This window comes from Corynebacterium mustelae (assembly GCF_001020985.1).
Taxonomy (GTDB): Bacteria; Actinomycetota; Actinomycetes; order Mycobacteriales; family Mycobacteriaceae; genus Corynebacterium; species Corynebacterium mustelae.
The window spans coordinates 2,062,321-2,087,087 of sequence record NZ_CP011542.1 but is presented as its reverse complement, the minus strand read 5'-3'; the positions used below and the strand labels follow the sequence as shown (position 1 = coordinate 2,087,087).

Sequence of the window (24,767 nt, the reverse complement as noted above, 5' to 3'; positions counted from 1 at the left end):
ATCCGCAAAAGGAAACGTGACGTCAATGACACAGGTTGTGCACACCATAGATGAGCTGCAAGCCCTCACCCGAAACTTCAACGGCCCGGTAGTACTGGTACCCACCATGGGGGCACTCCACGCCGGACACCTAAGCCTGGTGGCTAAAGCACAGGAAATCCCCGATGCGATGGTGATCGTGAGCATCTTCGTCAACCCACTGCAATTCGCCGCCGGGGAGGATCTCGACGCCTACCCGCGCACCCTGGATAAGGACGTGGAAAAACTGAAAACAGCGGGCGTGCCATACGTATTCGCCCCCACAGCGAACGAAATGTATGCAGCCGGGCCACGAACCATCATCCATCCTGGCCCAGCAGGAAGCATCCTGGAGGGGAAAACGCGCCCCACCCACTTCGCTGGTGTACTCACCGTGGTGCACAAGCTGTTCCACATCACCGGCGCAACGCATGCCGTTTTCGGTGAGAAAGACTACCAACAACTACTACTAATAAAACAGATGGTGACTGACCTCAACCTAAATATCACCATAATCGCAGCCCCCACCGTACGGGAAGACTCCGGTCTGGCGTTAAGCTCCCGCAATCAGTACCTATCGAAAGAGCAGACACAATTAGCACCAACCATCTATCGCGCATTACACGCCGGTGCCCAACACGACACCGCAGCCGCAGTACAACGCGCGGTAACCGAAACACTGACAGCGCACCCCGAGATTGTAGTGGATTACGTGGCAGTGACAAGCCCAGAACTTACAGATCCAGTTTCCGGAGAAAACCGCCTGCTCATCGCGGCGCGGGTCGGCGAAACCCGATTGATCGATAATATGGCAATTGAATTGGCATAAACCGACATTGCACTCAACCGGATTAGGTGATCTTCACACCATGTTTACCGCCGAATACCTAGCACCACTAGGAACCTACACCATTGCCTGCACCGATAACCACGTATGTGGGGTGTGGGCAAAAGGACAAAAATACGATCAAGCCACCCTCGCACCGCGCAGCGTCGTCGATCCAACCGCGCCTATGGTACGCCAAACCATAACGTGGCTGGACCGGTATTTCGCAGGCGAAGAGCCAGACATCACCGAACTGCCCTTAAAACCAGAAGGCAGTGGGTTTCGCCAAGCCGTATGGGAAATCCTGTGCCAGATTCCCTACGGCCAGTACCGAACCTACGGCGATATAGCTGCCCAACTAGCGGCGAAATCCGACAGTCCCATGAGTGCACAAGCCGTCGGTGGTGCGGTTGGGCACAACCCCATTTCCATCATCATCCCATGCCACCGGGTGGTCGGAAGTGCGGGCAGCCTCACCGGATACGCGGCGGGAACAGACGCGAAACTCTGGTTGCTCAAGCATGAAAATGCCGATCTTAGCGGTCTGAAAATCCCTGGCAATTAACCACAAAAACAGCACGCCACGGCACTATAGTGCGGTGGGAACCCAAGGTTACACGCACCAAGCCTTAGACACAACGAGACCCCATGAACCCAACGGACCTTACCGAACCTGAATACAGCTTACTTTCGCAACCAGAACGGGAAACTCTACTTACCGAAATAGCCGCAGAAATCAACGCGGAATCATGTAGGTATGCCACCTTCAACCGGTTCGGACGCGGTATTTCCACCGCAATCTTCGACATTGAAGGCTCGGAATTCGTATTCGTACCCGGCGCCACCATCACCCTGGGATGGGACGGATTTAAATCAGAACCACAACCAGACATGTGGCTTGATCTCGCTGAAAGTTTCGAGGATGGTACCGACGATGAGGTACTAGACACCGCCTTTTCTCCTGATTTTCGCAACCAACTAACACAGACCTTCCTGGCAAACACGACCCCCAAACAAGAATGTACTATTCCGCCGATGCTTGTGGAACGTACCGCACAGAATCCCTGCTGGCGTGAAGTCGCGCTCGACACCCTACCGCCGGATTCATACGCCCATGAACTCATTCGCGCCGGGGAAGCCGATAACGTGCTTGCCGTAACCGCATACCAAAACATGCGGGTGTCGCGGACCGACCTGCAGGCACCGTGGCGGGTTGAGCTTTTCGACGCCCCCACGTTCGCACAGCTCAACGCTAGCATTGAGGCGGCGGGTTTCTTTTTGCCGACCATGCGGGAGTGGGAATATCTTGCCGGTGGTGGCTGTGCCACCTTAGCCGCGTGGGGCGATAGCATTGACTTCGATTCCATCATGGTAACCAGCGCGACCAACTCCAATGACCAGCCACGCGATACCGACTCGGCGGTCAAAGGTGTGCTTTCCGAGCCTAACTTCTTCGGCCTCACCATCGCCTCCGATCCCTACCACCCAGAGCTTGTTAGCGAGGACGACAGTTTCACCCTCAAAGGCGGTGACGGTGGAAACGCACTGTGCGGCGGTGCGGGCGTTGCCTGGGGATTTTTCCCAGCGACACCGTACTTCATGGATTACCTCTCGGACACCCCACCTGATCCCAACGAAGCACTTGTCGGGCATGAGCTTTATCGCCGCGTCAAACCGCTTGCTGTCGGGTGCATCAAATTTCGCGGACAGTAGTGCTTACTTCTTGGAAGAGAAGCGATCTGATCAACGAACCCCACATGTGCTCCCATATACTCAGCACACTGCACCCATTATTCCCAGCAGCAAAAACGCTATAGCAGGTAATCACTGGGGTTTGCTGGATAGTCGCATTAACCAAAGATCGCTGTTTTTAGGAATCTTGGCTACCCCTTTCTGGAAAACCATCCTGTTAAACGTGTTACTTTCGCTGCGGGTGAAAGGCCCTTCAGAATGCCGTAAGTAGGGCAAGTTACCGCCAACTCCGGCTGCGAATAAGGCCTTGTCCAGCCTTTAGCATCCGGGTCGATTCCTACTTTCTGACAGGCGGTACGCACCATTTCGTCAGTGCAATCGGCATTACCCAGCACGACCTCCCATGGCAACGGTAATTCGTGAAAGACCCGAACATCGGGGTGCGTCTCGTGGGTTTCTTCCAGGTGGTGCAAAAACGCAATATCGCCAGAGACGAGGGAGGGGACTTTGCCGAAAGAGAATTCTTTTAAAATATCGGTCCAGCCTGCACCAACAATAATGCTGAGCCAGCCGGTGCGCATCTGATCCCAGGCCCGTGCTGCCGCGTTCCATGCGGAAGAATCATCACCTTTGCGCATCACCATATTCTCACCGCGCCATTGCGGCTTCCACAGTTTTTTGAGCTGAGTGGCGAGCCACGTTAGCTCGGCGAAGTAGAAGTCAAGCAGTTTGAGTTTGGCGGCGTCGTCAAGCATGGCGATGATGTGTGGCGGGTTGTACACCAGTGACACCAGTTCGGGGTTGAATGTGGGGTCGGCAAGAGCGCGTTGCAGCAAACTTTCTGCGGTTTCGTTCATCGGGCGATCCTGAGTACCAGTGGTGAACCGAGTACGTGACTTCACCTGTGCAAGATAATAGGCGATAAACTGTGCAGTGGAGGGGGATTGTACGAATGCGTCACGGTCAATATGGGCAGCAAGTCGCGTTTTACCCAAGCGGATGCAGCGTGCCAAATCGGCGGCGGAACGCGCAGTGAGTGCGCGTTTATGCAGGTGGATGAGGGTGCGAACTGTTTTGCGGTACTGGTTGACACTTAGGTTAGGAAAGTGTTGAGCGAGTTGTTTGCGGTTCCACCGTTGTCGAATATCCGTACGTGGCCCTGACCGATGTCCGGTTTTCGAATGATGACGCCGCGTGGGCTTCATCTGCGCGATCCCGAGTTCCTGAAAACAGTCTTCCAGCCACGTAACCAGCTTTTCGGCGTCGGCGTGGGTGGGGGCCACAGGAAGGCCAGGGATTTTCTCGACCATACGACGTGCCGTGGCCAGTTGCTTGGACAAAACAGGAGCAGAGACGAACTCGATCCGCGTCAACGACCGTGCGTGCGAGAGGTAGTCAAAGGCAATAATGCGCAGCTCAAGCGAAGGCGGGGGTGTGGTGTAAAGAATCGTCTCCATTACCATGGCCGGGGTGGGGCGCTTAAGGAGCCCATGGAAGAGGAGGTTCAAGGATTCTTCCTCACTGATGACGGGCCAATCCGGAACAAAGGGTTCCTCGAAAACATCAACCACTTTGAGTTCAACCTTGATAACGGATAAATCAGGAGACCACTCAACTGGGCCCAGGAGTTTGGCATTCATGGGGGATTCCCACGACTGTCGTAGCCACTCGCGCCACTTATCAAGATCAGTAGGGCCACCCGACCCGGCAATGTCCGCCTCGGTTACGTGGTTCAGGGAGATAACCGACATACTTTGGATTGCTACGGTGCAGGCGGGCGTTTTGTCGGAATAGCGCAGAAGCTGGTATCTCTGGTACCGATACAAGGGATCCTTGCCCGTAAAGTATTCGAGAGGCATGGTCCACTGCCCGATCGTTCTAGGGCAAAACAGGGCGGTTACATCCCCCACAGCAATATCAAGGACTCGTTGATCATGTTCTCTCCGCACAGCCCCCATTATTTCGAAAGGTTTTGGCACCAAATATTCGAAAATCATGGTGGTGATAGTAGCAGGGGTGGGTGACGTAAAAAGTCGTTATGGTGGTGGAATTGTCACAAGCGATCATTAAAAATGGAAGAAGCCCAGGATTCGAACCGGGAACCAGTCGGGGACGAAAGCGCCAAACCGCTCTACCTGCCTAGGCCTTAATATCTAGGGCTTTGAGCTACTTCTTCCTCCGCAAAAGTCTAGCAATACTTGTATCTCCTGTTACACCAAATCTGAATACTGTTTGGGGCTCGTCCAGCCAGAAGTAACTGGGTCAATCCCGATCTCTTCGCACACCCTTTGTACTTCTGAGCGTGGGCAGGTAGCTATTCCGTGAACGACCTCCCACGGCAGCGGAAGCCGCTGGAATACGGAAACGTCGCCATGTGACTCTTCCATCATGGGAAATTCGGGAATCAGTCGCATGACTTTGCCAAAGCACAAGGTATCAAGAAGATGGGTTTGGCCACTACTGGTGACAATCGTTAACCACATTGCTCGCAATCGATTCCAGGCCCGTGCCGTGGCATTCCATGCGGAGGAATCGTCGCCACTGTGAAGTCTCATGCTTCGCTCCACCCATGCAGGATTCCACAAGCGTTGCAACCTATTGGCCAGCCACACCAATTCGCTCCAACATAACTGTTGGAGGTGTGCTACCTGTTCCTCGCTGAGAAGCCGGACGATCCTAGGGGAGCAGTGCACCTTGGCAAGGGTTTCCAGATTGACATGAGGATCAGCCAGCGCGTGTTCTAACAGATCCTCGATCGCGAACTTGGGGGCGATTCTCCGGTGCACACGGTCGAGCTCTGTCCGGGAAAAGCTATCCGGGATGTATCTCTCAGAAACATGGATTGCCACGTAATGGGCGGTTGTTGACGAGTGTAAAAACTCTTCCTTCGTGATGCACCGCATGAGAAAATGCCTTTCAAGCATGGTGCAGCGCACGAAATCGGCGGTTTCTTGTGTACGAAAGATTCGATTCCGTAAATGAATAAGCGAGCGAATAATCTTGCGATAGTGGCGCACAGGAAGAGTGGGGAAGTGTTCTGTGAGTTGGCTTCGCGTGAGTCGTGATTGAAAATCGACGCCCCCGCCATCAGTGAGGGTGACACCTAAGGCAGACAAGCACGTAGAAACCCACGCGTGAACAGCAGCGAGGTTTTCCGCACTGTCAGGTGGGGCGGGGAGCCTGGGTGTCGTGCGGGTAAGCTCCACAACACGACTAAGAGCAGGGGAAAGATCAGGGATGCGATAGAAAGGTTTAAATAGGTAGCGGTGGGCGAAGGGAAGAAATTCTAGCGCCGATTGTCGCAGGTGGAGAGGGAAATGCGTTTTCTTCTCCACCAGGATTTTCACGACGTCATGGAGGAAAAGATGGTCTTTAAGTCCGTGAAAGAGGGTGTCGAGACTTTCGTCGGCAAAGCAATCGTGGCTTGAGAAATCAACCCTGATAATGGTGGTTCTGCCGGAAATGTGGTTAGGGTACGGCTGGTTGCTAAAACTTGAGGAGAGCCACAAGGACCGTGCCCAGTTCCGCCACGCGGAAATTTCCTTCGGCCCCCACGTGCGTGCGATGTCCTCGGGTGTGATTTTATCGAACGCCACTGCCGATACTCGTTCGATTCTCACAGCGCAGGCAGGATTCCCCGCAGAATCATGGACAATAAGTTCGTCTTGCTTTCTAAAAAGTTCCCCTGTGCGCAGGAATAGTTGCAGGGGACTGTTGGAAGGTTTGGGGAAGAACAGTGTAGTAACCGAATGATCCTGAATGCTTGTGACAAGTGGCTCATACTCATCGGCGCTTCTGGTGGGTAGGAGGAAGGAGAACACCATGTTCCTGATGCTAACAAGGAAAACTGGCGCCGAACGTTTGAATTCTCTGAAATAATTTTCCCATGACTTTGCTTGACCGTTTGGTGGGGAAGACTTTCGATAATGTCGCGATACCCGGCTACATGGAAAATAATTATTTCCACCCTGCTCCTTTTGCCTTGTGGATACTCACTTTCGACGGACCTACGATTCGCCTTGATTGGGGTCAATCAGACATACAGTATTCGGAAGTGTCAACTATTTCTTATGAGTTTGATGTCGATGATGTCGGGTGCTCTTTTGCTGATGTTTTCGCTATTGAACTTGGCGACATTGAGGAAGTTGAGATTGCCGAAAATAACGCGGAACTTAAAATCCGCACTAACAAGGGAGTATTCGCTGTTGATGCCTGGAACCTAGAAGGGTTTCATTACTATTTCGTTCCCTACGAATAAGGGCACCTGAAATGGATGACCGGATAGTCACAGAATTTAATGATCTCAAACCCTAGTTTTCGCCTAAGCGGAGGTGCATGTTCCGGTGCTCTGACATAATTGTCCCCATGACGTTGCTTGACGGTTTAGTGGGGAAGAACTTAGATGGTGTCACCACCGAGGGGTATCTCATCGAGAACTCCATAATTTTTACCTACGTAACCTTGTGGCTTCGTTGCTCTGATAAAACGATTTGCAGGTTGGATTGGGGGTATGGGGATATTGGATATTCGCTCGTTGATGAAATTGATCTGGAATGGGATGGCGAATCCGATCGGCCCTACCCCGCAGAACTGTATGCCATCGACTTAGGAGTGGTGGAAAAAGTCGAGGTCAACGACCGAAACTCGATGGTGAAAATCCACACCAACTTTGGGGTTCTCACCATTGATGCTTGGTGTGTCGATGGGTTTCACCACTATTTTGTCCCCAACGGCCCGCTCATGCATTTACCACCAGGAAAGTAGCGGGGTGGGAAGGCGCTCGGATTTGAACCGAGAACCAGTCGGCTTTGCAGCCGCTCTACCTTAAAAGCTACAAGCCTTTTTTGAGCTACACCTTCCCACCTTGGACACATTCTAGCCCACGAAGCATCGCTACTGCGTACACAATGTTGCGCAGGCCGGATTGATCCCACTCAACAATGAAACAACGGATTCGTGGTCGCGCGACACAGCGGCAAACTCCGAAAGGTTGGGAACCCACAACGACTGTGTGGGATCAACACCATTGTCGGTGCACACCGATCGGGTAATCGCAGGAGAACACGGTTTTTCGTCCCGAAGAACCTCCCACGGCTTCGGTATGTGAGCAAACACTGGCCACTCAGTGGGAATCCCACACGGTGGAACCATGCCAAGAAAACGGTGTGAGCTCTCAAGGTCAAAGCCGGCCCCGGCAAGAAGACGCAGGAAATGAAACCACAGCACATTCCACGCGTTCGCCGTCACATTCCATGCTGCACGGTTCGAGTCATTGGTGTGCAACGACTCAAGGCGTGAAGCCAAGAAAGAAAGCTCCGCATAATACACCGCGATCATTTGCGCCAACTGCACATCACTTAACTGGGCTACAACATCAAGGCCACAATGCACGTGTGCCAGCACATCAGGACGAGAATCATCAGAGGCGAGAGCATGGGCTAAAAACTCTTGCTCAAGTGTGGAAAGCTCCAGCCTGGCTGTTAGAGAATAGTACTGGTAGTGGGCGATTTGTTTACGTCTGTTCACAAACAGTGCCACAAAAAGCGCCGTCTTGTCGCAGGCGAGGAAATCCTCCTCACTTACCCTGTAGGCGAGTCCAGCAAATCCCATCAACGCGCATCGCTCAGTCTCCCACGTTCGTTGCGCCTGCTGAATCTTCTGGCCGAGTTGAATCAAACACCGAAGAATGCGCCGATAATGAGGCGGACTCAGTTCAGGAAACCTTTGCCCAAGATCGGTGCGAGAAAAACGGGAAGAAAAACCCGCATCAGGTTCCATATCGAGAAATCTCAAGGTATCCGCAACATCCTGGCTAAGCTGCGCGTAAGACTCGAATGTAAGGGAAGGGGCACCTGGAATGGTGCGCAGATGCCGGTTGGCGGCGTCGATAAGCGAAGAAAGCTCAGGGAGCGTGGGGAAATCGAAAAACGAAAAAGACTCAGCATACAAAGGTGCACGCAGGTGGGCGGGGACACCGCTTTCCACCAAAAGTCTGGTCACATCCTCGGTATTGCGCCGATCCGACAACCCCGCAAAAAGCCGACGAAGCGCATCATCATCATCGCAGGTAACGGAATCATCGAACGTATCAATAACCCGCACCGTCGAGCATAAAACGGGCGTGGAATCCTTCATCCGCGCTGGAAACCCCAGCTCCTGGAAAGCAGGGTGCGCCCACCACTTTTCATTACACGGCCCCAACGAACCTGCCCCACAAAGAGCGATTCACACGAACCCAGCTTGGATACCGCCACATCCTCAACCTCAACCGCGCACGCTGGCGAGCCGTCGGCGAAAAAGAACACAAACCGGCGATCTTTCGCAGGCAATTCCCTAAACTCCCGCACCCGCATGAGCGAAAGCGTGCGTGATCGCGGCGCCGTAATGACCAGGGACTGGTTCCCGCGAATCTCATTCAGTAGCCCATCGTGCTCCTTGGCCGTGCGTAGCTGTGGATTGTGATGGATCAAACCAAGCTGTTCAAATTCCATGCATCTTAAGATACATAAGGCTTTACCTGCATGAATGTCATTTCTGTACAAGAAAATGGTTGGAACCAGGTAGCCGACGACTATTGGCAGCTCAATAGCATTTTCATTCGTCAATCGCATTAAGGGGAGCAAGCAAGAAAAGTGTGTACCAGCTCAAGCTAAAACTTCGCGTGGCAGTTTTCTAATTGTGAAGAAAACCGCACGTATGCGTGAATCGTTTGGGATACACTTGCAGCGATTGTGTGCAAAAGTGGTAGCGATTTGCGTAATAGCTGGAAGGGTGAACATGGCCGATGCTTGAGCCAACTGTGAAAGAAGCGGTCAAGGTTTTCCGAGAATTAGGGTGGGTTGACCAGCCCTTATCCGCCGCCCCCATCCTCGACTGCGGTGACGAGAACCAACGCGAACTCGTAGTAAAAGCACTGGAAGCGACACCCATTGAGCGTCATCCTGGCGGGGTGCAGGCAGGGAAATCGGTGTATCCGATCGATGTGGCAATGTTTTCCCTCTTCGCAATACGAATGGGTGTTTCTGCGCGATGTGCGGTGGCGTTGCCCTTGTCCGGCGACTGGGCAATCGTGGCGCGATGCATAGCGGAACGTGGCCCCAAGTTTGCGGAAGATTTTTTAGCGCACCTGCCGCAATTCGACCAAACTGACAGTAGTTGGTTCCATACGGGGCATCTAAGCCATAGCGTGCCGGTGCGGCTGCATGTGGTACACACTGAGTTGGGGCTTCCAGTTCCGCAGGACCAGGTTTTCCTGCAACACTGGGCAATTGCCGCCGCCAGAGTGTGCGTGGGGAAACTGCCGGAGGGCATTGAAACTTTCTACGGTGAGGTGGACGAGTTGCCCACCCGCGAAGACTTCCTTGCTAGTGCGACTTGCTTCGTCGGCCCAGCCGTTGAAGCAGGCGTGCCCGTTTATGGGGCGTTGGGGCTTTTGTTGCCCGTGCTGGTGGCGGAAGGAAAACTTTCCCGAGCTGTGGCGATCGGGTGGGTTGTGGCTGCCGCGGTGTCAGCGGTGCGTCCGAAAGAACGGAAATTCTGCATTGATCTGCTGCTGAACCAGCTGGGTGCAACGGATGAGGAGTTAGCTTCCCATTGTGAGGCGCTATCTATGCTGGTCATGACCGATTCCCGCGCGGTGAGCACGGTCGGTATTCGCCTGTTGCGTGCGGTTAATGCGTCTTTGCTTGTCGACGTCGCCATCGGTGCGTTGTCTGCCACCACCAAAACAGCCCAACGGGCAGTCCTAGAAGTGCTTGGATCCCGCACGGATCTGCCGGATTCTTGCGTGGCGGCGCTTCTCCCGCAAGTGACCGAGCTTGCCCGATCGCAGGACTTACGGGTGAAGTCACGAGCGAACAAGGTTCTTCGGCTTTGGGGCTGTGATCTGGCAATTGATAACACGCCAGCTAAAACTCCTTCCACACGGAAAACGATAGAAATCGATACCGATACGTATGAGGCGCCGATGAGCGATGAAGAGTTTGCTCAGGTGTGGCAACCACCCAAGTTGAAAATGAAGCAGCTTAAACCTGTTCTGGATGGTATGAGGATTGAGATGCGGCTTGAGGATACCTTCGGTGTTGAAGATATTGCCGCGGTGATGACGTTGCCCGACCAGTCTGCGACTTTGCTGAAACCAGCTTCTGGGTATCCGACACCAAACACACCACTGGCCTGGCAATGTCAGGTGCTTGATGTGCCACTTACCGTAGGGGGAACGAGAGTTCAGATGTATCCCAAGTGGCGGGCTGGCGAGTGGGTGTTAGAGAAAAGCACCGTTCCGATGGACGAATCTGTGCTGCCGGTGACAATCCTGTCGCTCGCATTTGCGCAACTGTGCACGAAGGAAAGCTTCGAATTTGTCAGTCGTCCGTTGCGGACCTACCTGGACATGACCCTCGTCAGCCCGAAAGCGGTGGTAGCGAGTATGGCGCAGCTTCTTGAATGCGAGCTTTTCAACCCTGGAAGGGTGGCGCGGTTCATTGCGGAGAACCCAACTTGTATCGCCACGTTGTGGCCAGTTGTGACGGAATCGCTGGCGTGGGCAGCACAGCAACCCATCCTGCCGCGTTGGGTCAATGATGTGCTCAAAGTTGCGCTTGCCCAGGTAGATGTTTTGGCGGAGGCGACACGACGAGGGAAAATACCGTCTCAACAGTGGGAACCGCTTGGGGTTCTTGCAGCGCATAGTGGCAAAAGCGTTGCGTTGAGTCGCGCCCGCGAGCTTCAATCGAAGCTTTCGATTAAGTAGGGAGGGTGGATTATTATGACACTCCACACGCGCCCTTTTCCCAGTTCACCACCTGATTCGGCAGCGACACTCATTGCTTGGGCGGCAAATCATCTTCACACGCTTTACGGATCAAACTGTGGGTTTGAGCAGTTTCTTGCCCACACCGTAGCCCTGCACCATCGCGATCCGGGAGGGCTATTAAATGCTGTACGGAAAACGGCACCTTTCCACCTGCCGTGGGAGTGGATGGACTGGGCTTATGATTCCCTGACGTGGACCCGGGCGATACGCGACCACGATGTGGTAGAAGCACGCACCAGGGCGGTGTTGTGCCACCTTGACGCAGTGCCTGTTTTGCTGTCTGAACCCTCTTTCACTGATCTAAGTGTGAGTCTGAGCGACCTGCTCCGCAGATTGAAAGTTTATGAGGAGCGGACACTGCCAGTCTTGGAACCCGATTTCGTTCTTGCGCTGACACGGCTGCGTGAAGCAGCGACCCGCACAGAATTATGCGACCGTCTGGTGGAGCAGTGCTACCAGATTGGGGTGCCGATTCTGCTCGATACTGGGCGTGAATGCGAACGCCTAGCGGGTGCGGTGCTTGCGGAATATTTGTGCGACCCGCATCAACAGCAACGTGACGTGGACAATCCCTACCTGGGGCTTAAACACCCGCATTCGCTGCGGGGCCTACCCGACAGGGTGGGGAAGTACGCACCCTACAAGCACACCTTCGAGCCGACAATGTTTCCGCTGTGGGCGGAAGCAATTCACGTGTCCATACCGGTGCGGAGCGCGGATTTCGTTGAGGATATTTCTGGCACCGAAGAGGATGTGGTGGCGCTTTTTAATCAGATTGCAGAATCCTCGCAGCCGCTATCGCCACGTGCCCAGGCGAAAATTTTGGTGTGCAGTGCAGGGGTGGCGGACTACTTCGACATGATCCCAGTGCTGGAGATCATGTGGCAGCGACGGCTTTTCCAACCCATTGGCCAGGATTTCCCGTGGCCCACAAGCGACCCTGATTTCCTCACCACGCGGGAGTTGCGCAGCTTCCTAGAAAGGTTGTGTACCACACAACTGCGGTCAGTTGCCGAATCGGCATTACAGTCCGCTGCGCACTTCTCGCCCTAACCGCTGTGAGGTTGGCGGTGTTTCAGGATTTTCTCCGCCAAATCTGTGATCGCGGGTGAGGCTTGGGAGGTGGCGATCACGGCCACAGACTCCCAAAAACTATCGTCGACCAGCCCCTCGTCTGTGGCTTTGCTCAGTTCCTTTACGTACTTCATGGCTGAGCCGAGGGATTTCTTTAGCCACGAGGGGGCAACGGAACCGGCCTGCATGAGCTGTGCCGCGTGCGCGATGGATTCTGTGATGATCGGCCACAGATAGGGCAGAAACTCGGCGTTGACCGACACGAGGGTGAATAACCGATGCGGGTTGAATCCCTCTTGCGGGAGCAGCCGCCGCATGACCTGGGATATATCCCCACTTGAAACTTCGTTTCTGGAAAGTTCGTGCAGGAGAAACTCGGCCACATCGTCGGCGTCGTCGTGTGTGGCGAACACAAGTGTTGCCGTGAGCACCACGTCGGTGATGGGGAACTGGCCACCACCAGGAGCTTGTCGACGCCGCGCCACCGCCCACGCACCATCACTGTGAAACAGTTGCCACGGTTCCTCCTGAAGGTAGCTGGGCTTTGGGTTTTCAGCGGTAGATACAAAAATTGTGTCGTTGAACCGAAAATCCGAAAAATCAGTGAGGCTGCGAATATACAGTTTTTCACCTTCGGGTGTTTCCACGGGGCTGACCAGCCACAGGTCTGCGGACCTCAGGTTCTTCCCATAACCGGAAGAAGCTACCGAGCGTGCCGCCACCGTGTGAAGCTTCGCGTGTGTATCTACCAGTCGGGAACAGGCCGTCGCCTGCTTCCACTTTCTTGTAGTCACAGTTTCGGCAGGGGCTGGTTTGAACTCGTCCGCTTGGTGTGGGGAATCATCATGAGCTGGGGATTCGGGCAATGCCGCCACAATGTCTTTTGCGGCCCGAACCGTCTTCGACCCACCTTTCTTTGCGGCAAACGCCCGCGCCCCAGGAATCGCCGCTGCCCATTCGGGGGCGTTGTTTTCTTTCAGGGCTGCAGCCACGTGTGGTGCTAGTTCGGCCATGGCTTCAGCAATGTCGGATGCGCCGGGAACGGCTTTCTCGATGGTTGAAGCGCGGTAGAGTAGGGCGTCGAAAAGCGGCCAGATAATCGAGAGTAAACCGTCATAAGCGAGTTCGAGCAGGGGCTGCGCCAACCCCTTAAAGTGTGTGCCGCCGATCACCCAATCCAGGCGATCAGCATCAACCACACCAGGGTGCAGAAGACCCCGATCCCAGGCCTGACGGATCGACTCACCCACGATGGACGGCGTTTTGCGTGCCGTGGGGCGAACACACCCCAGCAGGTTCACCGCAATCGCAGGGGTGAGCGGGTTCTTACGGCGGGCAGCGTGCGTGGCGAGCACATTTAGCCACTGCTGATCCGCCTGCCGATGCCACGACATTTCCGTGTACGCGGCATCGTCCCATCGGGGATGAATGATCGCCATTTCACTCAGACGATGCGGGGTGAGCTGCTGCTTGTGAATTCCAAGGGTGAGGAAGGCTGGCGGGGTGGGGTGTTGTTTTGAAACCCACTGGGTGCGCTTTTCCCCGTTAGCCCAACCCTGCCCAGTGTGAAGTGGGGGTTCAACCACTGGTGAGGCGAGGTATTCGGTGATGACCACGCCCACGGATTTCTTCGACCTATGATCGGCGGATATGAGAATTGGGAGGTCGCTGTACTTGCGGGCGCTATCGGCTAACGTGTCCGTATTGCAACTGTCGAGGTCGAGGCGGTAAAGCGCTAACGCAAGATCGGGTGCGGCAACCGCCTGCCCCGTTTCCTGGAACCTATCAAGGCGGGCGAAGAAATCCTCGCGGGAAATACTGCAATCCACAAAGGAGGGCGTGGAAAGAACACACGGATACGAGCCCACATTCTTAATGATCAGGTTGCCTCTTACTTCGGTGATGGCCGACCACGGGTCCGTGATTTTCCGCACCCCCTGCGGTGCAGGCTCATCCTTGGCCCACCTAAACAAAGAGTCCAGCCAACCCCACCTCCAACTGATGCTGCGGCAGGCGCGTTTCGCGGCACCCTCATCGTGAATCGCTAACTCAACAACCTGGGCAAGCAACCGTTCAAGGGCATGCACGTCGTACACATCACGTTCGATCAACGCGACGTTGTGCGTGATCTGCTCCACAGTAGCTTTTGGGACCTCAAATCTTTCCAGCTCCCACAACGCTGGGGTGGGCTGCCACAAGCCAGCGGTTGCAGTATTATCCGCCGTGGCTGGAAGATTGGTGCTTCCTTGTTCTGGCGCAAGACCCCACGCAGTCAGAACACCGTTCGCGGCGCGAGCCACCTGCCGATCCTTGGCATCAGCAAGTTCCATAAGCCGTGGTTGCAGAACCTCGCAAACATCTAAGGCAGGTGTTGGGCGTTCCGCAAGCTGTTTGAGCACCATGCGTTGCGTTTTCAGCACAGTCGAATACAACCCCGGTAAGGCGACATCGCAGAGGTTTTCGTCGGGCACTATCCCGATAAGCCGCACCCCAAAATAATGAAGGTAGCACCCGTCACCGGCGGAAACTGCGCCCGCGAGACTGTTGGCATGTGTAAGGAGTTCCTCATCGGTTACTTCCAACTTCTTACACATTTCCACCATGCGGCGTCGCGCACCTGTTCGGGTTGTCGATTCCACAGCATCCACAACCCACTTCACCGCAGTTGCGCGAGTGATCATTCCGCGTCGAAGAGCTTCAGCCACCACGTGGCCTAGCGGTCCAGACATAGGGACCTGATTGTTCACTGCCGCTTCGAGGTGCTCCAAGAAACGTGGTTCCAGTTCTTCCCAGGTCAAACGATTTTTAAGCTCGTCAAAGGACGAAGCTGGATTCGTATAGGGCTTTTCAAAGAGCTTGACCACGCCGAGATTCATTACCGCCGAGGCTGCCATCGCCCACACGCGTAGGTAATTCACGTGCTCGGGCAGGGGAACGTCAAAGCCCCAGTCGCCGGAGACAAGGAGAAGGGACGTGAAGTTGTGTTCCTCATCAACAAACAAGGTGGTGTCCGCATCGTTAACAGTTCCGCGGGCAACCTCCGCCATGAAGCTCTGCACAAATGTGGCACCTTGTTGGGCAATGCATTCCGCTTGTACCTTGTGTGCAACCCGGTTCAGAATAAAGCGGTTGATTTGAACATACCGCCGTGCCGTGATCCCGCACCGCAAACCAAACAGTGCTAACCTACTCTGATCGGCATCCCCAAGGAGGGAGACGTATCTGCCGTGGCTACCAGTGGCCTCAAAGCTGTCCCAGTCGCCAGATTTTAATCCTTGGACTGCAAGTTTTTGTTGCGCGGCGTCGCCGATGGGAAGGTCGGGAAGGTCTTCCTGCTTGGCATCCTTCCAGCCGAACTGATGGTACAGGTCCAATGCTTGCGGTAAGTAGCGGTTGGCCACGGGAATTCCTTTAGTGTGCGAGAGGAAATAGGGGAATCTTTGTTTCGTGTTGCGCCTCATGATATCGCACACAGTTTCGCTTCGTAGGAATATGGTTTTGAAATATTTCTCACACTTTCCACATTTGTGGTTATTTGTGGACTCGGCCGCCGAAAGTGAAGGGTTACTGGTGCTGTTCGTTTTTCTTTTTCACATTTTTCCTATTTTTGCTCCCATAGACCAGTTGTTTTTCTATCATGGACGATAGGAAAAATTCCGAAACCAAAATGTGTTGGAGCCTTCAACACTCCCCAATGGTGGGAGCGTTTGTACATAAGGACGAAAGAATGGCACCATGGTGGCCACACCCATGAACCTCAACTATCTTTTCGATTTCTATCCATTAAGCAATCGCGTGGTGCCACCGCAGTGGTGTGTAAAGCGAAGCGAAGAACAGCTAACAGGGTATGCGCTAAAGCCCCGTGAAATCGGCTCGCTTGAGGTGTCCAGTGGTGCAGTTTTTGCCTGCGATCTGGGCAGTGAGGAAGAGAGTCAGGGCAGCGGAGTGAGGTTGCCCGCGCCGAACGGCTCCCACCGTGTGGTGGTCACCGTCGCCCGCGATCTAGAAAATCCTCGTTCGTCGCAGATTGCCTACTTAAGCGTCGTTTTTTCCTCCGCACCCATTGTCCGTTTCGGTGTTGTTGAACATTTTGACCCGCAGCGTGTCGGTTTTCGCGACGCTGCGGTTTACCCAAAGACGGGTGTTTTAGGGTTTGTTGATGCTAGGTGGCGTGGGGATATGCTGACGGAATCCCTTGACGGGTGTGGGGTGGTAGACACGTCGATTGCGTTTAGTTGTTTAGATTCCACCAATTCGAAGCATTCTCTGTGGGCGAGCTTTGATAGCGCGGGTGAGGTGACTGGCTACCACCTTGATTGTGGCGTGGTGGAGATGCTTGGCGATCAGCTCATTCATCTCAATCCACATACGTTGCGGTTCGAGCTTTTGCCTGACAATATTGATCCCCATTTTCACCGATTGCTGAGACAATCTGGGTGGAGATCCCATCGTCGCATCAGCTCGCCTAGGTGTGATTCCTTAGCAGAATCTGTTCGCTGGTTCGTGCAAAATTTGTGGGGTTTGACCATTGTGAATGAAATACTCGGGTACGGGTCTTTACGGCGTGAGGTGATGGTGTATCGCCGGTTCGAGTTTGGTGTCATAGATACGACGGCGGAGGATTCTGGGGATAAGTTTGTGCTGGGGGTTGCAGATTTACACACCATGCTTATCGACGAGCACGGCGCTTTGTTCCTCAGGACGCTTGATGGCGCCGAACACCGCATTCCGGGAACTTTCTATGAAGGATTGTTCAATGTGGTACGCGGCCACCATGAGCTTGTCGGGTTGTGAGTAAAGAGGTGCGCGTGTGATGGAAAAACCGAATCGGATTAGTTCGGACTTTTATCAGTTGCTCCTTCGATCGGGGTGGTACCCGGAACGAAAGGTGGCGAAGGAAGATTTAAGCAACGACCTTGAAACATTTCCTGATGAGGTGACAGATTTCTTGCGGGAAATTTGGGGGTTACATGTTGTGCGCGAGACGATAAGTCCTCTTTCTGGCCTGAGTGACGCCCCATCGTATTTCACCAGTGTTTTTGAGTTCGGGGAGCCAAGCAGCCAGTTGTGGCATGACCCTGAGTGGGAAAATCCGTTGGACCAGCCGCTTCGCATGTTCGGCAACCAGGATCAGCGCCAGCTTCTGATTGATCATTCGGGCCGAATTTTCATTATCCCAGACAATGGTGATGTGTATTTTGTGGGTGGCCAGTTTTACGAGGGACTATATAACCTTATTTATGGTTTTGGTGCGCGCTACATTGTTTACGAAGATGGCGAGTTCTGGGAAGAGAAGTAAGACCCCAGCTTAAACCGAAAGTGCTTGCTTTTAAACGCAGGGACTGGCGGTAGTTGAATTGCTATGATGGGTAGAAATTGCGGGATTGTCGTGGTTTGCCGCTTGAGGCGCTGACATGGGAAGAAATGAGACGCAGATGAGCACTTCAAGAAAAATCCTTGGCACCATCCTGATCGTGATGATGCTTATATCCCAACAGCTGGGGTTGCCGATTTGGATTGCCGCCTGCCTGGGGGTTTTGGTGGTGGTTCTGCTTTTCCTACCGAGGCGGCACCAATAGCTGTTAGATAGTGCGGGGCCGGGGATCGTCGAAAAGCAATCAGTGGGTGCTTTTCGACGACTAAATGGGCAGCCGTAACCTAACTAAAGGCATGGTCAGCGGTAGGAAAAGTCTTATTGGCTACAGCTTCCTTATAGTTTGCCGCCGCATCACGTAATTGCTGACCAACCTCGGCGAACACCTCAACGAACTTTGGAATGCGCGCGCCGGGAAACATTCCCGCCATGTCGTGCCACACCAAAACCTGGGCATCGGTTTCCGCACCAGCACCAATGCCAATCGTCGGAATCGGACAGGTTGCGGTGATCTCCGCAGCAAGCTCGGCCGGAACCATCTCAAAGACCACCATGTCGGCACCCGCTGCTACAACAGCCGCAACATCAGTACGAACCGCATCGGCGGCCGCACCTCGGCCTTGTACTTTGAAACCTCCCAAACCGCTTACCGATTGTGGTGTGAATCCCACGTGCGCACACACCGCGAGACCTGCTTCTTTGAGCGCCTTAATGCGTGAGGCCATCCGCACGCCGCCTTCGATCTTGATCACGTGCCCACCGGTGCGGTGCAGCATCTCCGTCGCGGAGCGCACTGCCTGCTCATCGCTGGCCTCATAGGTGCCAAACGGCAAATCGACAACAACCAGAGCATTTCCAGCACCCCGCACCACGGCGGCAGCGAGCACCGCAAGTTCATCGAAGCTGATCCGCGTCGTCGAATCATAACCATAAACCACATTGGCGGCGGAATCGCCCACCAATAAACACTCGATACCAGCTGCGGCAAACGCGCTGGCTGTAGCGTAATCATAGGCGGTGAGCATCGCCCATGGGCGTTGGCCTTTTAGGGCTTGTAGATCGGTTACCCGGACTTTTTTGTAGGAACCAAGTATCCCGTGGTGGGGGTGGAGGAGTCTGACATGAAATATTTCTTTCCAAGAGATAAAGGCTTTAAACACGTGGGGAAAATTGTAGCGCGAATCAGCGGGTTTTTTTCGTAGCTTGAGGGTTCTATCGAATACTCCAGCGCACTTTTTCAACTGCCGCATAATTGATAACTTTCTTACGCGGGGGTAGGAGTTAGTAATGCCAAATTTAGGCAAGTCTAAGTTTATGATAATTTTTACTCGTTCTGGTGTCTCTCGATCTAGATAACAGATTCATTCCAGGCCAGAACGCATGTCAGCAGGTTCATTGAAGTTTTAAGGAAGAAGATTTCATGAAACTCATTTTTCGTCGAAAAGCTGCCATATGTGCCAGCGTCGCCGTAATGTCAACTTTTCTCAACCCAACAGTTTCGGTAGCCCAAGAGCTAGATGCCTTAGCGGAAAATAACACCGAGATTGAGGTTGTCGCCACCGATCCACAGGAACCGATCGAAACATCTGTGCAGGAGACCCAGCCTGATCCCGAAACTGATGGTGTAGAGCCAATCGCTTTAACACCTGAGTCACAAGTAGATCCGATTCGTCACGCTGATACACAACCAGCCGCTGCGCCAAATGCAGCAACCGGTTTAGTAGCTGCTGGCTCAGATACTTTGGTCAATCCAGTTGTGACACTCTCGGAAGGTAAGGCGAACTGGGATTGGGTCCGTTCGTTCCGACAGTATGTTGGTCGGCACCAAGAAACGCGGGACAAAGTCGAGCTTGACCCTTTCAATGAATTTTTGTTGTGGCCGCAAAAACCGAACCAGCAGGTAGATCTAACAAATCTTCAAAAGCTGCAGTTTGAGGGTTCAGTTCACTGGACCCATCACGGGGGAATTCTCGACGTGACGCTGGCTAATCCAACGATTGATTTTGCCAAGAAGCAATTGCTTGTCGACGGAAAATCCTCCGGAACGCTGGCAAATCCCGGGGTGGCTGTCGATGAAAAACAGCAAGTAATGCTGGAGCTGACCGACCTAAAAGCCGAGGTCAAAGAAGGCTACCTGCTGATAACGTCTTTCCGGCCAAAGATTAGCTCCTTTGCCAACGATCTTGTGGGATTCTATCAAGATGAGTTCCGGGAACCGTTCGTCGCAACCTTGAAAATCGCCGATAGTGCCGGTGAACGACCTGAACCCATCTTATGGAAGCTGTTCCCCGAAAAATACGACTACCTTCGTCCTCGCAATATCGTCCCTGATGATTCCACTCTTGAGGACAAACCAGTAACCCTTGATCCGGCATTGGACAAGTGCGTTCGGTATGAATTGGATCTTGGCCCCAACGATCCGATAACCACCAAAACTCTGCAACGGCTCTTTACGCTTCCCTGCAATGGAGTACGTACCCCCGAAGATCAGAAAGTACAGTCTTTGGAAGGGCTCCAACACGCCCACAAACTATCCCGAGTTAACCTGGCTAATCAGCGAATTGCAGATTTAAGCCCGCTTCGGGAATTGGGGAACCTCATTGATCTGGATGTGTCTAACAACAAGCTCACATCGATCAATGACATAGGGCATCAGCCTAAACTGATCAATTTCAAGGCAAACGACAATCAGCTCATCGACATCGATCACTTGTTGTACCTGCCTGCATTGGAAACACTTGAGCTCAATAACAACAAGCTGTTCCATCTCAATGGCCTGCCACTAGATAAGGAGAACCTCCGCTTCCTCTATGTAAGTAACAATGAAATTGAGAGCATTGAGGGACTTAAAGAATATCTGTATCTCAAAGACGTCGATCTCAGTCATAATGCGATCAAAGATGTTTCACCTCTTGGCAAAATTCGGGGTCTGGAAAAAATTAATGTCTCACACAATTTCATCACCAACCCAGAAACACTTGTGCCACTCGCGTCTTTCGACAATTTGAGGGAGCTTCGCATCTCCCACAATAAATTTGAATCACGCGACGCCCTTGCAGTATTTGGCAGTCGGCTCAAGGATCTCCCTGAAGGGCAGCCAGTTCCTCAAAACACCAACGAGGCACCTGCGCCTAAATCAGCTCCAACAATCACTCAGCAACCTGAAAATAAGACAGTAGAAAACGGAAAAGCCGTCTTATTCACAATCACGGTAAGTGGTAACCCTGCGCCGCTTATTCAATGGCAGCGCTTCGACGATGGAAAATGGGTCGATATTGAGGGAGCAACAAAGAATGAACTAGCAGTAACCGCGGGTCAAGGTACCGCCATTAATGGTGCACAATATCGCGCTGTCGTTCGCAACGCAGTAAAGAAGATTCATTCCCAAAGCGTTATTCTCACCGTTACCGAACAACCAAAACCGCCAAACCAAACCCCACCTACAAGCAATCCACCAACCCAAAATCCGCCAGCGGCTGATCCTGGTGCTAGCTCGTGGAAGCTGGGTACTGGAGAAATCATTGGGATTGTTCTTGCGGTTCTCGGTGGGATAGGTGCCATCATCTTAGGTGCGCTGCAACACTTTGGAATCACGCCGCAACAGATAAGCAACCTCATTCGGCGTTAGTTTGGACTAGGTATTTTCTGTTTAGGAAATCTAATCCTGCTGTAGCTGCACATGCCTGTTTCGGGTGGCCATGCCTGCCCGAAACAGGCATCTCTGCTTTTAGGTACCTAAGCCGCAGTCCAGGTTGGCTAGCAATTCAGGGGCAACTCGACCTTTTCGTGAAGAAGGTTTGGTTTCGTGGCTTAGGCAAGGAAAAAGTCGAGTTGGGCCAGAAGCTGACGTGTTGGCCCTGCTTGAGAATGGGCCTTCGGGTAGAAAAACTTGCAGGAAAGCAGGCAGGTTATGCCAGCGGCTAAGTGCAACTCGACCTTTTTATGGTTTAGGCATCAGTTTCGTAGCCTTGAGGCGAAAAAGTCGAGTAGGGAAATAAAGCTGTGTGCTGGCCGCAACTTAGCATGGGAAATTGAGCTTGGCTCTGGAAAATTAGCGAGAAAAGCTCGGCCATATGAATAAAAAGATAAAGGTAATGCGCTCGATGTTTAGCGTATCGCTGACAAGCGCATAACTTAGACTCGGTATCGCCGGTCGGAGGCTTGAACCCAGAAAAGATAGAGAAGTCTAAGGAGTGTCTCGGATCTTAGTCTTTTAATCGTGTGGCTGTTGGTAGTTGTTGCAGAAAGAAATCTGTCGAGAGTTGAAACTGGACTGGTATTTGTGGGATAATTTCGCGGTTGTCTGGTTTTGCCAGCCTTCATGAATTTTGCAGTGGATATGAACCAGCCGAGCGTCCATGAATGGGAAGTGCCGCTAGGGTCCTCTTTCCTTACATCAGAAAAGGAATTTGTTCAATGAACATTCTTGATAAAGTCGATGCAGCATCCATGCGCGACGACATTCCCGATTTTCAGCCAGGTGACACCCTTGACGTGCACGTAAAGGTTATCGAAGGTGCTAAGTCTCGTGTCCAGGTGTTTAAGGGTGTTGTCATCCGTCGCCAGGGTTCCGGCGTTCGGGAAACTTTTACCGTTCGCAAGATGTCTTTCGGTATCGGCGTTGAGCGTACTTTCCCAGTTCACAGCCCAAATATCGAAAAGATCGAGGTTGTAAGCCGCGGTAAAGTTCGTCGTGCGAAGCTGTACTACTTGCGTAACCTGCGCGGTAAGGCTGCCAAGATCAAGGAAAAGCGCTAATAACTACCGCTTTGACTTTGTAAAGGGGTCATCGCCCTTTGTTACTGGTCGTCAGTGCTGATATCAGCCTGACGGCCAGTTGCGTTTTTGGATGCTGGTGTTTTAACGTGATTTTCTATCTTCGCCATCATCTTTTTATAAAACGTGCGATGCCTTGGCTGGTGGTTTTCTTGATCGCAGCTGCTAAGCTCGTTGGTTGTGAATCAGCAGGAGAATTACGAACGTAACAACGATCTACGTGACACGGAATCTGAAGTAAAAGAGATTTCCACTGACGGCGATGACGAGAAAAAGCCGATGCCCTGGTATATCGAGATTCCAGCGGTAGTGGTTGTGACAATTATTGTTGTTGCTATTTTCCAAGCTCTCATTGCCCGGGTTTATATGATTCCGAGCCAATCCATGGAACCAACACTGCACGGTTGCGCAGGTTGCGTGGGGGATCGCATCGTTGTAGAGAAAATTACTTACGCATTTAGTGACCCCAAACCAGGCGACGTAGTGGTTTTCTCCGGGACCGATTCTTGGAATACTGGTTTTACCTCCCAGCGTTCGGAAAACCCTGTGCTACGGGGATTGCAAAACTTAGGTTCGTATGTAGGCTTCGTAGCACCAGATGAAAACATTCTGGTTAAACGTGTAATTGCAACTGGCGGGCAGACTGTTCAGTGTTTGCAAAATGATCCGGGGATCATGGTCAATGGTAAGAAAGTTGACGATTCCTTTACTTTACAGCCACCGCAATACACAATTGACACCGCTACTGGTTCGGAAGCTTGTGGCGGGCCATATTTCGGCCCAGTGACGGTTCCTGAAGGTAACTTGTTCATGATGGGCGATAACCGTACTAATTCTGCTGATTCACGTTATCATCTCGGTGACGATGTTCAGGGCACCATTCCAGTTGATAATGTGAAAGGCAAAGTTCAGGCTATTTTCTTCCCATTTAGTCGCATTGGAACCGTCGCAGACCCGGAGATTCAACAGTAGAGTGGTGCTACCGGCTGCTGGTGGCGTCGTAAAGCAAAAAAAGAAACAGCAAAGGTGGCAGGCGGGATTGTGCGCAGGCTTAAACACCAGCGCACATACGAGGTGGCGCTGGAGAAAGCAGGGTTAGGTCCCGTCGCTGGTGTCGACGAAGCAGGGCGGGGGTCCTGTGCTGGTCCTATCACCATAGCTGCGTGTATTCTGCCACCGCATCCAGTTGACGAGCTGGCTGGGTTGACCGATTCCAAGAAACTAACCGCCAGGCAACGTTCAACATTATTTCCACTGATCCAGAAATACGCCTTATCATGGTCAATCCTTCATATCTCCGCCGCGGATATAGACGCATTTGGTATTCAACATGCCAATGTTTCCGGGATGCGTCGGGTAGTAGCGCGGCTGGAAATTCAACCAGGTTACGTTCTCACCGATGCGTTGCCAGTAGATGGGTTGTCCGTTCCGTATTTACCCATGATTGGTGGAGATGCCGCAGCCCGGTGTATCGCAGCTGCATCTGTGCTGGCAAAATGTTCCCGTGATGATCTCATGCAGGACTTAGATACCCAATATCCAGGATATGGTTTTGCTAAACACAAAGGATATGGCACAAAAATACACATGGATGCGGTGCGCCGTTATGGTGCGAGCCCGGTTCATCGTTATAGTTATGCAAATGTAGCCACGGCGCACAATCAGTGGCTTGAGCAAGAATTGACGCAACCATAAACCATGGAGGGTGCCTTCAATGAGTGCAGAGGAACTCGAAAATTACGAAGCTGAAGTTGAGCTGAGTTTATATCGCGAGTACCGCGACGTGGTGAGCCAATTTTCTTATGTTGTTGAGACGGAGCGGCGCTTTTACCTTGCAAACGCCGTTGAGCTAATTCCGCACACTCAAGGAAATGATGTTTATTACGAAGTCCGAATGTCGGATGCGTGGGTGTGGGACATGTACCGATCTGTGCGCTTCGTGCGTTATGTTCGCGTCATAACCTACAAGGATGTGAATATCGAAGAATTGGACAAGCCAGATTTGGTTATTCCGGAGTAGAATATATGGCCCACTAAACCAAAGCTAGTATCAAAACACCAGGTGTGGAAAACATTACCCGATGCGTTTTCCACACCTGGTGTTTTGTTTACTGAAATTGCTGGAGAAAACCCTCCAGTTATCGCACTGTGGAAATCACCAACATCCGCTTTTCGACGCCAAAAAGGTGTCG

General features: G+C 52.8%; 20 protein-coding genes, 1 tRNA gene and 1 pseudogene. 15 read left to right on the top strand and 7 right to left on the bottom strand.

The genetic code is table 11. The features are described from left to right. The first annotated feature begins 25 nt into the window (after positions 1-25). The 3 genes from panC to CMUST_RS09475 all read left to right on the top strand — a co-directional run bounded on the left by panC (position 26) and on the right by CMUST_RS09475 (position 2,557). Positions 26-847, top strand: a complete 822-nt coding sequence (panC, locus tag CMUST_RS09485; protein ID WP_047262309.1) for a pantoate--beta-alanine ligase — start codon at positions 26-28, stop codon at positions 845-847. Between the two features lie 40 nt (positions 848-887). Beyond that, positions 888-1,409 carry a methylated-DNA--[protein]-cysteine S-methyltransferase gene (locus tag CMUST_RS09480; protein WP_047262308.1) on the top strand — a complete coding sequence of 174 codons (522 nt, stop codon included), beginning with the start codon at positions 888-890 and terminating at the stop codon, positions 1,407-1,409. Positions 1,410-1,492: 83 nt separating this feature from the next. Beyond that, a complete protein-coding gene (locus CMUST_RS09475) occupies positions 1,493-2,557 on the top strand; it encodes a formylglycine-generating enzyme family protein (protein ID WP_047262307.1) in 1,065 nt (354 codons plus the stop codon). A 170-nt stretch (positions 2,558-2,727) separates the two neighbouring features. Here CMUST_RS09475 and CMUST_RS09470 read toward each other — a convergent pair whose 3' ends face one another. Both CMUST_RS09470 and CMUST_RS09465 read right to left on the bottom strand, forming a co-directional pair. Beyond that, the gene (locus CMUST_RS09470) at positions 2,728-4,485 is read right to left on the bottom strand and encodes a hypothetical protein (RefSeq protein WP_236690099.1); all 1,758 of its coding nucleotides are present in this window, start codon (positions 4,483-4,485) and stop codon (positions 2,728-2,730) included. Between the two features lie 261 nt (positions 4,486-4,746). After that, entirely contained in the window at positions 4,747-6,360 is a 1,614-nt protein-coding gene (locus CMUST_RS09465; RefSeq protein WP_047262305.1) for an ASCH domain-containing protein, read from the bottom strand. Between the two features lie 62 nt (positions 6,361-6,422). On the opposite strand from CMUST_RS09465, the gene CMUST_RS09460 reads away from it, so the two are divergent. Beyond that, complete coding sequence (locus tag CMUST_RS09460) at positions 6,423-6,794, top strand: hypothetical protein (protein WP_047262304.1); 372 nt, start codon at positions 6,423-6,425, stop codon at positions 6,792-6,794. A 107-nt stretch (positions 6,795-6,901) separates the two neighbouring features. Continuing rightward, positions 6,902-7,300, top strand: a complete 399-nt coding sequence (locus CMUST_RS09455; RefSeq protein WP_047262303.1) for a hypothetical protein — start codon at positions 6,902-6,904, stop codon at positions 7,298-7,300. A 7-nt stretch (positions 7,301-7,307) separates the two neighbouring features. Here the strand turns inward: CMUST_RS09455 and CMUST_RS16700 are convergent. The 3 genes from CMUST_RS16700 to CMUST_RS09445 form a co-directional block, all read right to left on the bottom strand. After that, positions 7,308-7,395: transfer RNA gene (locus CMUST_RS16700), tRNA-OTHER, on the bottom strand. Positions 7,396-7,429: 34 nt separating this feature from the next. Beyond that, the gene (locus CMUST_RS09450) at positions 7,430-8,671 is read right to left on the bottom strand and encodes a hypothetical protein (protein WP_047262302.1); all 1,242 of its coding nucleotides are present in this window, start codon (positions 8,669-8,671) and stop codon (positions 7,430-7,432) included. Beyond that, a complete protein-coding gene (locus CMUST_RS09445) occupies positions 8,668-9,027 on the bottom strand; it encodes a hypothetical protein (protein ID WP_047262301.1) in 360 nt (119 codons plus the stop codon). The genes CMUST_RS09450 and CMUST_RS09445 overlap by 4 nt, the downstream gene beginning before the upstream one ends. A gap of 293 nt (positions 9,028-9,320) precedes the next feature. Between CMUST_RS09445 and CMUST_RS09440 the strand changes: the two genes are divergently transcribed. Both CMUST_RS09440 and CMUST_RS09435 read left to right on the top strand, forming a co-directional pair. Next, a complete protein-coding gene (locus tag CMUST_RS09440) occupies positions 9,321-11,288 on the top strand; it encodes a hypothetical protein (RefSeq protein ID WP_047262300.1) in 1,968 nt (655 codons plus the stop codon). Between the two features lie 15 nt (positions 11,289-11,303). Further along, positions 11,304-12,404 (top strand): hypothetical protein, encoded by a 1,101-nt coding sequence (locus CMUST_RS09435; protein WP_047262299.1) that lies wholly within the window; start codon positions 11,304-11,306, stop codon positions 12,402-12,404. Here CMUST_RS09435 and CMUST_RS09430 read toward each other — a convergent pair. Further along, positions 12,401-15,826: a hypothetical protein gene (locus tag CMUST_RS09430; protein WP_047262298.1), complete on the bottom strand. Its 3,426-nt coding sequence runs from the start codon at positions 15,824-15,826 to the stop codon at positions 12,401-12,403. The genes CMUST_RS09435 and CMUST_RS09430 overlap by 4 nt on opposite strands. A 334-nt stretch (positions 15,827-16,160) precedes the next feature. On the opposite strand from CMUST_RS09430, the gene CMUST_RS09425 reads away from it, so the two are divergent. The 3 genes from CMUST_RS09425 to CMUST_RS16805 all read left to right on the top strand — a co-directional run bounded on the left by CMUST_RS09425 (position 16,161) and on the right by CMUST_RS16805 (position 18,004). Further along, complete coding sequence (locus tag CMUST_RS09425; RefSeq protein ID WP_047262297.1) at positions 16,161-17,219, top strand: hypothetical protein; 1,059 nt, start codon at positions 16,161-16,163, stop codon at positions 17,217-17,219. Between the two features lie 19 nt (positions 17,220-17,238). Next, on the top strand, positions 17,239-17,724 hold the full coding sequence (locus tag CMUST_RS09420) for an SUKH-3 domain-containing protein (RefSeq protein WP_047262296.1): 486 nt from the start codon (positions 17,239-17,241) through the stop codon (positions 17,722-17,724). Positions 17,725-17,860: 136 nt separating this feature from the next. Next, on the top strand, positions 17,861-18,004 hold the full coding sequence (locus tag CMUST_RS16805) for a hypothetical protein (RefSeq protein ID WP_158408216.1): 144 nt from the start codon (positions 17,861-17,863) through the stop codon (positions 18,002-18,004). A gap of 79 nt (positions 18,005-18,083) precedes the next feature. On the opposite strand, the pseudogene panB reads toward CMUST_RS16805, so the two are convergent. Continuing rightward, positions 18,084-18,922 (bottom strand): annotated as a pseudogene (panB, locus tag CMUST_RS09415) (3-methyl-2-oxobutanoate hydroxymethyltransferase). Between the two features lie 297 nt (positions 18,923-19,219). On the opposite strand from panB, the gene CMUST_RS09410 reads away from it, so the two are divergent. The 5 genes from CMUST_RS09410 (at position 19,220) to CMUST_RS09390 (ending at position 24,595) form a co-directional block, all read left to right on the top strand. Then, positions 19,220-21,427, top strand: a complete 2,208-nt coding sequence (locus CMUST_RS09410; protein ID WP_047262295.1) for an HtaA domain-containing protein — start codon at positions 19,220-19,222, stop codon at positions 21,425-21,427. Between the two features lie 788 nt (positions 21,428-22,215). Continuing rightward, complete coding sequence (gene rplS / locus CMUST_RS09405; protein ID WP_047262294.1) at positions 22,216-22,557, top strand: 50S ribosomal protein L19; 342 nt, start codon at positions 22,216-22,218, stop codon at positions 22,555-22,557. A 264-nt stretch (positions 22,558-22,821) separates the two neighbouring features. Then, complete coding sequence (gene lepB, locus CMUST_RS09400) at positions 22,822-23,547, top strand: signal peptidase I (RefSeq protein ID WP_047263541.1); 726 nt, start codon at positions 22,822-22,824, stop codon at positions 23,545-23,547. 69 nt (positions 23,548-23,616) lie between these two features. Continuing rightward, positions 23,617-24,270: a ribonuclease HII gene (locus tag CMUST_RS09395; RefSeq protein WP_047263540.1), complete on the top strand. Its 654-nt coding sequence runs from the start codon at positions 23,617-23,619 to the stop codon at positions 24,268-24,270. A 19-nt stretch (positions 24,271-24,289) separates the two neighbouring features. Next, the gene (locus CMUST_RS09390) at positions 24,290-24,595 is read left to right on the top strand and encodes a DUF2469 domain-containing protein (RefSeq protein ID WP_047262293.1); all 306 of its coding nucleotides are present in this window, start codon (positions 24,290-24,292) and stop codon (positions 24,593-24,595) included. Positions 24,596-24,767: the final 172 nt, after the last annotated feature.